General features: G+C 67.3%; 9 protein-coding genes. 5 read left to right on the top strand and 4 right to left on the bottom strand.

Annotation, left to right across the window (positions count from 1 at the left end):
- Positions 1–4 precede the first annotated feature (4 nt).
- From C3B44_RS10165 to C3B44_RS10150, 4 genes are read right to left on the bottom strand one after another with little or no spacing between them, the layout of a single operon-like run.
- Complete coding sequence (locus C3B44_RS10165; protein WP_108432262.1) at positions 5–3,916, bottom strand: Pls/PosA family non-ribosomal peptide synthetase; 3,912 nt, start codon at positions 3,914–3,916, stop codon at positions 5–7.
- A 2-nt stretch (positions 3,917–3,918) separates the two neighbouring features.
- Positions 3,919–4,389 carry a MarR family winged helix-turn-helix transcriptional regulator gene (locus C3B44_RS10160; RefSeq protein WP_108432261.1) on the bottom strand — a complete coding sequence of 157 codons (471 nt, stop codon included), beginning with the start codon at positions 4,387–4,389 and terminating at the stop codon, positions 3,919–3,921.
- 59 nt (positions 4,390–4,448) lie between these two features.
- Positions 4,449–4,745 carry a rhodanese-like domain-containing protein gene (locus tag C3B44_RS10155; RefSeq protein WP_108432260.1) on the bottom strand — a complete coding sequence of 99 codons (297 nt, stop codon included), beginning with the start codon at positions 4,743–4,745 and terminating at the stop codon, positions 4,449–4,451.
- A gap of 5 nt (positions 4,746–4,750) precedes the next feature.
- Complete coding sequence (locus C3B44_RS10150; protein WP_108432650.1) at positions 4,751–5,227, bottom strand: inorganic diphosphatase; 477 nt, start codon at positions 5,225–5,227, stop codon at positions 4,751–4,753.
- 730 nt (positions 5,228–5,957) lie between these two features.
- Between C3B44_RS10150 and dacB the strand changes: the two genes are divergently transcribed.
- The 5 genes from dacB to folE all read left to right on the top strand — a co-directional run bounded on the left by dacB (position 5,958) and on the right by folE (position 11,942).
- Positions 5,958–7,256 carry a D-alanyl-D-alanine carboxypeptidase/D-alanyl-D-alanine endopeptidase gene (gene dacB / locus C3B44_RS10145; protein WP_108432259.1) on the top strand — a complete coding sequence of 433 codons (1,299 nt, stop codon included), beginning with the start codon at positions 5,958–5,960 and terminating at the stop codon, positions 7,254–7,256.
- 18 nt (positions 7,257–7,274) lie between these two features.
- Positions 7,275–8,204, top strand: coding sequence for a tRNA lysidine(34) synthetase TilS (gene tilS, locus C3B44_RS10140; protein WP_108432258.1), 930 nt, complete (start codon positions 7,275–7,277; stop codon positions 8,202–8,204).
- A gap of 22 nt (positions 8,205–8,226) precedes the next feature.
- Positions 8,227–8,814: a hypoxanthine phosphoribosyltransferase gene (gene hpt, locus C3B44_RS10135; RefSeq protein WP_108432649.1), complete on the top strand. Its 588-nt coding sequence runs from the start codon at positions 8,227–8,229 to the stop codon at positions 8,812–8,814.
- A 112-nt stretch (positions 8,815–8,926) separates the two neighbouring features.
- Entirely contained in the window at positions 8,927–11,344 is a 2,418-nt protein-coding gene (ftsH, locus tag C3B44_RS10130) for an ATP-dependent zinc metalloprotease FtsH (protein ID WP_108432257.1), read from the top strand.
- The gene (gene folE, locus C3B44_RS10125; protein ID WP_108432256.1) at positions 11,331–11,942 is read left to right on the top strand and encodes a GTP cyclohydrolase I FolE; all 612 of its coding nucleotides are present in this window, start codon (positions 11,331–11,333) and stop codon (positions 11,940–11,942) included. Before ftsH ends, folE begins: the two co-directional genes overlap by 14 nt.
- Positions 11,943–11,973: the final 31 nt, after the last annotated feature.

The following is an 11,973-nucleotide window of genomic DNA, read 5'->3' as shown; positions in this document are numbered from 1 at the left end:
GGAGTTATTTTCGAAGGCCCACCGGCTCGATGGGGTTGCCGCGCCAATAGGTCCCGGCGGGCACCTTATCGCCGCGCATCACGAGCGATCCCGGGGCCACCGTAGCCCCGCTACCCAGCACACTTGCCGGCAGCGTGACCGAGTGGGCGGCGAGCGTGGCACCGTCTTCCAGCGTGACCGTATCGAGGCTCATGACTCGGTCCTGGAACAGGTGGGTCTGCACCACGGTACCCGGTCCGACCGTCGCGGCGCGACCAATACTGCACAGATCTGTCTCTGGCAGCCAGTAGGACTCGACCCACGCGCCGCGGCCGATCTTCGCCCCGAGCACGCGCAGCACCAGGTTGTGCTCACCCGTGCCGAGCGCGTGCTGGAAGAACCACGGCGCGGCAACGGCCTCGATGAAGGAATCCTGCAGCTCGTTGAGCCACACGAACCCACTGAACAGCGGATGCTCGCCCGGGCGGTGCCTGCCCACGCACACCCACTTCGCGATCACCGCGCAGGCCACCGCCACCGCACCCGCGGCCATGAGCACCAGCCCGCCGAGCGAGGCCGCAGCGATCACACCGAGCGTGACGACGAGCGCGTGCAGCGTCATCAGCACCCCAGCAAAGATCATCGCCGAGGCCAACACCGCCAAAAGCCGCAGCGTCTCCACTGCGCCGCGAGCGATCTTCACGCCGATACCCGGGCGGTAGGTGCGCGTATCGCCGGCGGCGGAATCGACCTCGACGCGGCGCATGCGCTCCGGCGGCGAGCCCCACCAGTTGGAGCCGGCCTTCGCCTTCTTCGGCGTCGACGACTGCACAGCCACCAGCGAGTTCTTCGCCAGCTTGCGACCCGGGGTGGTGATGCCGGAGTTGCCGACGAACGAGCGCTTGCCGATCTTCGTCTCCGCCGTGCGCACCCAGCCGCCGCCGAGTTCGTAGCCGCCGACGAGGGTATCGTCGGCAAGAAAGGCCCCGTCTTTGACCTCGGTGAGAGTTGGCACCATGACTGCGGTGGAGATCTCCACGTCCTTGCCGATCGTCGCGCCGAGCGCGCGCATCCACAGCGGGGTCAGCTGGCCGGCATAGAGGGGGAAGAGCCGCGTGCGCGCCTCGTCCATGAGGCGGCCGAGCGCCCACAGCCGCCAGCCCTGCGCCGAGTGCACCGGGGCCACGCCTGTGCGCAGGCCGAGAGAGAGCACCCGCACACCCAGCCAGGTCAGCGCCATCGCGACGGCGAAGTACACCAGCGCGCCGATCGGGGCGAATAGCACCGCGCCGATATAGGCAGAACCGCCGGTGGCCGCGACGAGCGCGAGGGTGGTCGCGATGCCGGCCAGTATCGCCACCAAGGGCAGCAGCGCCAAGGCGACGGAGGTCGCGCCGTAGATGCCCACCCAGTGCGGGCGGCGCGCCGGGTGATGATCCGGGAAGCGGTGCTTCGAGCGGCCGACCTTCTCCGCCGACGAGCCCGCCCAGCGGGCCCCGGACTTCACAGGTTTCTCGCCGGTGACGGTCGAGCCGGCTTCGATGTGCGCGTTCGCGCCGATCACGGTCCCGGGGAGCAGGTGCGAACGGGTGCCCACGCGCGCGTTCGAGCCGATCTTGATGCCGCCGACGTAGAGCACGTCGCCGTCGAGCCAGTAGCCGGTGAGATCGACCTCGGGTTCGATGGCGGCGTGGTTGCCCAGGCTCAGCAGGCCGGTCACCGGCGGCAGGGAGTGCAAGTCCACGCCCTTGCCGATCTTCGCACCCAACAGCCGCGCATAGGTGTTTACCCAGGTGGCGCCGGCTATCTCGCGGGAGCCGGAGGCATCCGCGAAGCGCTCGGCCGCCCAGATGCGCAGGTGGGTGGGACCGCCGCGGCGGTAGTCGCCAGGCGTGATCCCGGCGGTGAGCGCCCGGGCACCGAGCGCGCCGATGGGCACACGCCCCAGCGGGGTGGCGAAGACCACCAGGAGCGCGAGCGTGAGCCACAGGTTGGCGCTATAGGCCCACTCCGCGCCGAGGGCACTCATCGTGGTGGAGATCAGCAGCAGCCAGGCCAGCAGGCTGAGCGCCTTGAGCGTCATCACCGGCACCTGGATGAGTGTCTGAGCGATACGCGTGGACGCTCTCACCGGGGCGACGGTGCGGGTCGGGGTGGCGGTGGGATCGGAGATCTCCACGCCGGTGGCGGCGGCGATCTCCTCGACGCGCTCGGCCAGGGCTCCCAGGCGCGGGTGGTCGTAGAGGTCGCGCACCGCGATGGCCGGCACGCGGTCGCGGATCTTCGCGATCAGCGATGCCGCCGCCAGCGAGGAGCCGCCGAGGCTGAAGAAGTCGTCGTCGGGGCCTTCGACGCTCACGCCGAGGTTGTCGACCCACAAGCCCGCCAGCCAGGCCTCCGTGTCGGTCATGGCGGTGGTGGAGGCGACGCCGACGTCGGGAAGCGGCCAGGGCAGCGCCTTCTTGTCCACCTTGCCGGAGGTGCGCACCGGCAACTCCTCGAGCACGCCGATCCGCGGCACCAAGGCGGCGGGCATGGTCTCGGTGAGACGCTCGGTGGCTAAGGCGTGATCGAAGCCGGCCTCGGGATCCTCGAGCGAGACATAGCCGACGAGCACCTTCTGATCCCCGCCGGTGGTCTGCACCGCCACTGCCGAGTTATAGACGTTATCCAAGGCGGCGACGTTCGCCTCCACCTCGCCCAATTCGATGCGGCGTCCGCCGATTTTCACCTGATCGTCGACACGCCCGACGAAGTAGAGGCCCTCCACCTCCAGGCGCACGTGATCACCGGTGCGATAGGCCCGCTCCCACCCCAAAGACGGCATGGGGGCGTACTTCTCGGCGTCCTTCGCGGGATCCAGATACTTCGCCAGCCCGACGCCGCCGATGACCAGCTCCCCGGTCTCGCCGAGGCCGACCTGCTCGCCGGCGTCGTTGACGACGGCCAAATCCCACCCGGCCAGCGGCAGGCCGATGCCGACGGGCGAGCTCGGGTAGAGGCGCTGCGCACTGGCGACGACGGTGGCCTCGGTGGGGCCGTAGGTGTTCCACATCTCGCGCTCGTCGGTGGCCAAACGGTCGACGAGCTCCTGCGAGCAGGCCTCACCGCCGACAATGAGCAGGCGCACGTGATCGAGCGCCTCCGCCGGCCACAGGTCCGCCAGGGTGGGCACGGTGGAGACGACCGTGATGTCACGGCGGATCAGCCAGGGACCTAAGTCCATGCCCGAGCGCACCAGCGAACGCGGCGCCGGCACCAGGCAGGCTCCGTGGGCCCAGGCCAGCCACATCTCCTCGCACGAGGCGTCGAAGGCAACCGACAGGCCGGCGAGGACGCGGTCTTCCGGACCCAAAGGCCTGCCGGGGGCGTCGGCGAGGAACATGGCGGCCTCGGCGTCGACGAAGGCGGCGGCCGAACGGTGGGTCACGGCCACGCCCTTCGGCTTGCCGGTGGAGCCAGAGGTGAAGATGATCCACGCGATGTCGTCGAGATGCGGCCGATCCGCATCGAGCAGCGCGTGCGAACCGGAGGAATCCGGGTGCTCGGTGAGCATACGGAAGCCTTCGTCGGTAAACAGCGCGTCGATGGCGGCCTCGGTGAACACGAGCTCGGCGCGCTCGTCGGGATCGTCGGCGTCGACGGGGACGTAGGCGCCGCCGGCGGCGATCGTCGCCAGAATGGCCAGGTAGAGCTCGCGACGGCCCGAGGTCATGCGGATGCCCACCTTATCGCCGCGGCGCAGGCCGGCGGCGTGCATCTCCGCGATCATGAGGTCGACGGTGTGGATGAGCTCGGAATAGGTGATGATCTCGCCGTCGTCCAGCGCCGAGGCTTCGGGGAAGCGCTTGGCGGTGGCGGCGAGCACGTCGTACAGGGTGCGCGCCGGCGGGGCCTCGTGGCTACGGAGGTACTGCGGAGGAATGTGATGCGACACGGCTAGTCGTGGGCCTCCTCCGCCCGATCGGCATTAAGGATCGCGGACGCGAGCTTGCGCAGGTGCTTGAGCTGCTTATTTGTCGACGCGTCCAAGGCGCGGTCCTCCGCAGCCGTGACGATCTCGGTGAGCTCGTTGTGCATCTTGCGGCCCTTCTTGGTGGCCGCGACGATCTGACGACGCCGGTCCTTCGGGTCGCGCTCGCGCTTGGCCCAGCCGCGGGATTCGAGCTGGTCGATGAGGCGCACCATGTCCGAGGCATCGATCGCCAGAGTTGCGGAGAGGGCGGACTGGCTGGCGGCGTCGGCCTCGACGAGGCAGGCGAGCACCCAGTGCTCACGCAGGGTCAGATCGCGCTTGCCTAAGGCGGCCTCCACCTCCTCGCGGGTGCGGCGGCGCAGCCGCTCAATCTGGAATGACGGCGACTCGAGCAGCGAGGTGGGGATGGCGGTAACGGCAGGTGAATTCGACATGAACCACGATGGTAGCCGTCCTACCGTTACTTCCCATAATCATGGGTTTAAACCCATGATTATTTTTCGGTGGGAAGTTCTGCCTCGATCCAGGCCAGGGTGCCTCCGGTGACGTTGATCGCCTCCACGTCGGGGAATGTTTCCTCGAGAAACTCCGCCATGCGCGCCGAGCGTCCGCCCGAGCGGCAGATCAGATAGACCGGCTCGGCGGGGTTGATCTCCTCGGTGCGCTGCGCCAGCTCTGACATCGGGATGTTGACGGTGCCGACGGCGTGCGCCTCGGCGTACTCGTCGGGCTCGCGGACGTCGATAAACTGGCTGCTTACAGGGACTTCGGTGACGTTGACCTGTTTCATGGCGACTATCCGTTGTGGTGGGCGACGGCCTCTTCGTGGATCTTCTCGGCCTCGGCCTTATCGCCCCAGCCGGAGCCCTGGACCTCCTTGCCTGGCTCCAGATCCTTGTAGTGAACGAAGAAGTGTTCGATCTCGTTGCGGGTGAACTCCGAGACATCCGAGATGTCCTGGAAGTGATCGAAACGCGGGTCGTCGAGCACGCAGAGCAGCTTGTCATCGCCGCCGGCCTCGTCGGTCATCTTGAACACGCCGACGATGCGCGCCTTGACGATCACGCCGGGAACCACCGGCTCCGGGGTGATGACCAGCGCGTCCAACGGGTCACCGTCCTCACCGAGGGTGGCGTCGATGAATCCGTAGTCAGCCGGGTACGTCATCGGGGTGAACAGGTAACGGTCGAGGTAGACCTTGCCGGTCTCGTGATCGACCTCGTACTTGTTGCGCGAACCCTTGGGGATCTCGACGGTAACTTCAACCTTCATCTCGGTTCCAAGCTCCTTCATAGCTAGCTGATGAGGACAAATTTCCGGCTTCGATCCTACCCGCGACTAGAACATCGCCGGCGGATCCCACAGATTCTGCGGGGTGTCTGGCTTTTGGGTGTGGTGGTGTTGTGGTTGTCGGTGGGAGCTCGTCCTTTCTATGAGGGTGAATTCGACCAGCGTTAGCGCTCTATAGGGTGCTCGGGCGGTGGTGGCTGTATGGTTACGGTTCGTGCGCCTCATCAGTCTCGCCTGCCTCTTCGGCCCCGTCTGTCACCGCAGGTGGCTTGCCGTGTCGCTTTCGCGTCTGCTTGGGGTCTGGTTTCTCATGCAGCGATATCGCTGGTCGAAAGGAGTCTCGCGCGGTCGAAAGGAGGACTCCTTTCTATGAGGGTGAATTCGACCAGCATTAGCGCTCTATACGGCGCTCGGGCGGTGGTGGCTGTATGGTTACGGTTCGTGCGCCTCATCAGTCTCGCCTGCCTCTTCGGTCCCGTCTGTCACCGCAGGTGGCTTGCCGTGTCGCTTCCGCGTCTGCTTGGGGTCTGGTTTCTCATGCAGTGATATCGCTGGTCGAAAGGAGTCGCTCCGAAACGGAGGGTGAATTCGACCAGCGTTAGCGCTCTATAGGGGGGGCGGCCGCGTCGGTTTCGGCTGCGCTTACCCGGCGCGCCAACCCAAAACCCGAAAACCCGTCGCGCACCCGACTGCCGCTACAGTTGTCTCAGTGATGAGCGTGAAGACATGGGGTATAGCAATCGCGGGTGTGGTGTTGACGGGGGCCGTCGGCGTCACCGCGGTGACGGCCGTCAGCCTGCACCGCGAGTACTCCGAGCTGGATCACGGAGAGCCCTTCGAGCTCACCGCCGGCCCGCCGCTGCTCGATCCCGCCGGAACACCCGAGCAGGTAGAGGACGTCGACACTGCCGCGCTCGCCACCCGCCTGGGCGAGTTGGCGCAGGACCCGGCGCTCGGCACCTTCCACGGCGTGGTCACTGACACCACGACCGGCGAGGTCGTGTGGGATAACGCCCCCGACGAGGCGCTCGTACCCGCCAGCGCCACCAAGATCCTCACCTCTGCCGCCGCGATCCTCGCTCTCGATGCGGATCACCGCCTGACCACCCGCGTTGTCGCAGGCGAGCAGCCGGGCGAGGTCATCATCGTCACCGGCGGGGACGTGTGGCTCAACGGCGAGGACCTGGCCGCGCTTGCCGAGCAGATCACCGCCCACGTCCCGGAGGTCACGCGCGTGGGGATCGATGCGTCGGCGTGGACGGGGACGGATTACGTCGATAGCTGGGATCCGACCAACATCGACGGCGGCTACGTCGCCCCGCTGCAGCCCGCCATGATTAACGGCGGACGCCTCACCGCACCCGCCGGCGACGTGCCTCGCTCGCACACCCCGGCGCTGGACGTCGCCGCGGCCCTGGCCGAACGCGTCGGCGCCGAAGGCAGCGGCGAAGACACCGCCGACCCGCAAGCCGAGGTCATCGCCGAGATCCAGTCCGATCCGCTGACTGCTCGTACCGAAGACATGATGCAGCACTCGGATAACGTCATGGCGGAGGCCATCGGCCGCGAGGTGGCCATCGCCACGCAGACCGGCACAAGCGTCGAAGACGCCGTCGCCGCCACCTTGAACACGCTCACCGAAGCCGGCATCGACGTCACCGGCGTACACCTCGAGGACAACTCCGGGCTCAGCGACAACAACCGCATCCCGCCGCGCGTGCTCAATGACATCCTCACCGCTGCGGTGACCGGCACCGAGCTGCGCCCGCTGCTCGATACCCTGCCGGTCGCTCATGGGGAGGGGACCCTGGAGGATCGTTACGCGGACCTTCCGGGCCGCGGCTATGTCCGCGCCAAGACGGGCACGCTGACCGGCACGAACGCCTTGGCCGGGACCGTGATCGCGGACTCCGGGCGCATCTACGCCTTCGCGTTGCTCTCCAACGACGCGGATATCCTTTCCGGCCGCCAGGCCCTCGATCGCTTCGCCTCCGCCATCCGCGAGGACTAGTAGCGGACTAGAAACACCATGCCGGCCTTCGACTACCCCCGTCACAGCCCGCACTTCCTCGCCTGCCGGCGGGCCTGCCGGCCGATCGCGCAAGCACATCAAGAGATCGTCGTGGGCTTATCCGGAGGCCCGGATTCCCTCGCGCTCGTGGCGGCGCTCACCATCGAGGGCAGCGAGGTCGAAGCGATCATCATCGACCACGGTCTGCAAGAAAACTCCGCGGCCATCGCCCGTAGCGCCGCCCGGCAGGCCGAGTACTTACAGGCACGCCCGCGCATCATCACCGTCACCGTCGAGGAAGGCAGTGGTACCGACGGCACCGAAGCCGAGGCGCGCCGGGCTCGCTACGACGCCCTGACTAGCGCGGCCGGGAAAAGACCCGTCGCCGTCGCGCATACCCGCAACGACCAAGCCGAAACCCTGCTGCTGACCGCGCTGCGCGGGCACGCCACCGGCATGCTGCCGCAGACCGGAAAGATCCTGCGGCCCTTTCTGGAGGTGACGCGGGAGGACACCGTCGGCACGTGCCAAGAACTCGGCCTCGACTACTGGGAGGATCCGCACAACGACGATCCCGCCTACCGGCGCGTCGCGCTGCGCCAGGCCGTTCTGCCGCTGCTCGACGAGATCAACGGCGGCGCCACCGCCGCACTCGCCGCAGCCGCCGCCGAACTGGCCGAAGACAACGCGCTGCTGGCAGAACTCGCAGGTGAGCCCACCGATGATTGCACCGAACTCGCCGCTCAGCCCGCCCCGCTGCGGCGGCGCCGCATCGCTGCCTGGCTGCGCAGCCATCACCTCAGTGTGACGAAGGCGGTGATTGGGGCCGTCGATAAGCTAGTGACAACGCCGGGTACGGCTGCGGCCGTCGCCGCCGGGCACGCGCACGGGAAGCGGTTGGACGTGCGACGAATCGGTGGCAGACTGTCACTAATCCGGCAGGAATGAGAAAGGTGCCAAGCCGATGACGTTGCACGATAAGAAGGACTTCGACGTTCCGCCGCACCGCTACGGCGATGACGTCGAATCGATCCTCATCTCCGAGGACCAGCTGCGCGCCCGTGTGCGAGAGCTCGCGGACAAGGTCTCGGAGGAATATCGGGATATTGACGATGACCTCATCCTCGTGTGCGTGCTCAAGGGTGCGGTGTTCTTCCTCACCGACTTCGCCCGCGCGCTGTCGATTCCCTCCCACATGGAGTTCATGGCGGTCTCGTCCTATGGCAACTCCACCTCGTCGTCCGGTGTGGTGCGGATCTTGAAGGACCTCGATCGCGATATCGAGGGCCGCGATGTGCTCATCGTCGAAGACATCATCGACTCGGGCCTGACGTTGAGCTGGCTGATGAAGAACCTGCGGGGTAGGCATCCGCGGTCGCTGAATGTCATCACGCTGCTGCGCAAGCCCGAGGTGCAGACCGCGAAGGTCGACCTCTACGACGTGGGCTTCGATATCCCCAACGAATTCGTCATCGGCTATGGCCTCGACTACGCCGAGCGCTACCGAGACCTGCCCTATGTGGGGACCCTGCACCCGCGTGTCTACGGGGACGACTAACCTGCCACCCACGGGGTCTCTCGCACCTGCGAGGGGCCCGATGCCCAAGACTTCCCACAAGAAAGGTCGTACCCGCCCGGCCGGCGGGGCTCAGGTTCGGTAGCTCACACTTATGAAAAACAAGCGAATTCTTCAGATCGGACTGGGCGCGGCGATCATCCTCGTTCTGATCTACGTCGTCTCCGCCCTCACCGACGACACCCGCAACTTCCTGCGGGTGGATACCTCGGTGGCGATGGAGCAGCTCGCCGCCCAGAACGTCGACGAGGCGCAGATCGACGACCGCGAGCAGCGCCTGCGCCTGGAGCTGACCGAGCCGATCACCGTCGAGGAACGCGAAGACGTCGACCAGATCATCACCCAGTACCCGGCGCGGACTGCGGATCAGATCTTCGATGCCGTCGAGGGCTCGAACGCGAATAGCTACACCACGAACGTCACGCAGGATTCCTTTCTGCTGAGCATGCTCGGCTTCCTGCTGCCGATGCTCATCCTGTTCGGCCTGCTGTTCTTCTTCATCACCCGCATGCAGACCGGCCGCGGCGGCATGTTCGGCATCGGCGGCAACAAGGCCAAGCAGCTGACCAAGGACATGCCGACGAACACCTTCGAGGACGTCGCGGGTGCCGACGACGCCGTCGACGAGCTCCAGGAGGTCGTCGACTTCCTGCAGGATGCGGAGCGCTATGAGGAACTCGGCGCGAAGATCCCCAAGGGCGTGCTGCTCTACGGGCCGCCGGGTACCGGTAAGACCCTGATCGCCCGCGCGGTCGCCGGTGAGGCGGGGGTGCCGTTCTACACGATCTCGGGTTCGGACTTCGTCGAGATGTTCGTCGGCGTCGGCGCCTCCCGGGTGCGCGACATGTTCAAGCAGGCCCGCGAGAACAAGCCCTGCATCATCTTCGTCGACGAGATCGACGCCGTCGGCCGCCAGCGCGGCTCCGGCATGGGCGGCGGCCACGACGAGCGCGAGCAGACCTTGAACCAGCTGCTCGTCGAGATGGACGGCTTCGGCGACCGCGAGGGCATTATCCTGATCGCGGCCACCAACCGCCCCGACATCCTCGACCAGGCGCTGCTGCGCCCGGGCCGTTTCGATCGCCAGATCCCGATCACCGCGCCGGATCTCAAGGGCCGCCAGCAGATCCTCAAGGTTCACGCCCGCGGCAAGCCGATGGCGGAGGACGCGGATCTCGACGCCCTGGCCAAGCGTACCGCCGGCATGTCCGGCGCGGATCTGGAAAACGTCATCAACGAAGCCGCGCTGCTCACCGCCCGCGTCGGCGGCAACGTGATCACCGCCGACGCCCTCGAGGAGGCCAGCGACCGCGTCATCGGCGGCCCCCGCCGTTCCTCGAAGGTGATCTCCGAGCAGGAGAAGAAGGTCACCGCCTACCACGAGGGCGGGCACACCTTGGCGGCCTGGGCGATCAAGGAGATCGAGCGGATCTACAAGGTCACCATCTTGCCGCGCGGGCGCACCGGCGGGCACGCCATGACCGCCCAGGAAGACGACAAGGGGATGTACAACATCTCCGAGCTCTTCGCCCGCCTCGTTTTCGCCATGGGCGGCCGCGCCGCCGAGGAGGTCGTCTTCGGCCTGCCCACCACCGGCGCGTCCGCCGACATCGAGCAGGCCACCAAGATCGCCCGCGCCATGGTCACCGAGTACGGCATGTCGCCCGCACTCGGCCCGGTCAAGTACGGCGAGGCCCAGGGCGATCCCTTCTCCGGCGGCGGGCAGGGCGCGCAGCTCGACTACTCCCCGGAGGTCGCCGAGCGTATCGACGAGCAGGTCGCCTACCTCTTGCGCTTGGCCCATAAGCGCGCCTATGACACGTTGGCGCGCTACCGCGATCACCTCGACCGGCTGGCCGAGCGCCTGCTGGAGAAGGAGACGCTGCGCCGCCCGGACCTCGAGGAGCTTTTCGACGACATCGTCCCCGAGGAAGTCGGCGACATCTACCCCGACGAGATCGAGGAGTTCCCGCGCCAGGCCGGCCGCGAGCCGGTGAAGACCCCCACCGAGATCGCCATCGAGCGCGGCGAGGAGCCGCCGAAGCGCTTCAGCCTGCTCGATGCCTCCCGCCAGGCCCGTGAGCGCCGCCGCCAGGAGCTCGAGCAGCGGGACAAGGGCGGCGACAGCCACGGCGATAAGCCAGGCAAGGCCCACTCCGGCGCCCACCGGCCCGCCAGCCACGGCCTGCCGCACTACGAGGGCACCCCGCCGCCGAAGAACTGGCATGTGCCCGGCTGGCCGGATAACGAGAACCCGAACCCCTATGCCGAACACCCTGGTATGCGCAACTACCCGGGCGCGAAGGACGCCGAGGACGCCGAGGGCGACCACAGTGACGAGCGCCCGAGCGACCGGCCGACCCAGCAGTTCGGCTTCCGCCTGCCCGAACACGAGCGCCCCACGCGCTCGGCAGACAGCGACGAGGAAGAAGCCCCGGGGATGCTCGATGACGTCCCGGAGGCCGAGCCCGGCCAGGCCGGCCAGGAAGGACGCCCCGATGATCGACCGTGATGATGACACCGAGTTCGACCCGGAGAAGTTCCCCGGTTTCGACGCCCCGCGCGCCGAGGCGGCGATCAGGGAGCTGCTTTTAGCGGTCGGGGAGGACCCCGAGCGCGAGGGCCTGCGCGATACCCCGGCGCGGGTGGCCCGGGCGTTCGCGGAGAACTTCGCCGGCTTGCACACCGACCCGGCGCAGGTCTTGGAGCGCACCTTCAACGAGGATCACCAGGAACTCGTGCTGGTCAAAGACATTCCCATCTATTCGATGTGCGAGCACCACCTGCTGCCCTTTTTCGGGCACGCGCATATCGGCTACATCCCGAATAAGGAGGGCAAAGTCACCGGGCTGTCGAAGCTGGCCCGGGTGGCGGACCTCTACGCCAAGCGCCCGCAGGTGCAGGAGCGGCTGACGCGGCAGATCGCGGATGCGCTCATTGATAAGCTGGGGGCGCAATCGGTGATCGTTGTCATCGAATGTGAGCACATGTGCATGGGCATGCGCGGTATCCGCAAGCCCGGCGCTGTCACCACGACCTCCGCCGTGCGCGGTGGCTTCGAGCGATCCGCCGCGTCGCGCGCCGAGGTCCTGAGCCTGATCAGGAGTTGAGCATTTTGGCAGTATCTGAGCGCCTTCCGGC

The sequence above is a fragment of the Corynebacterium yudongzhengii genome (assembly GCF_003065405.1).
In the GTDB taxonomy this organism is placed as follows: domain Bacteria; phylum Actinomycetota; class Actinomycetes; order Mycobacteriales; family Mycobacteriaceae; genus Corynebacterium; species Corynebacterium yudongzhengii.
The sequence above is the reverse complement of the archived record's forward strand: the minus strand, read 5'-3'. Positions and strand labels throughout refer to the sequence as shown.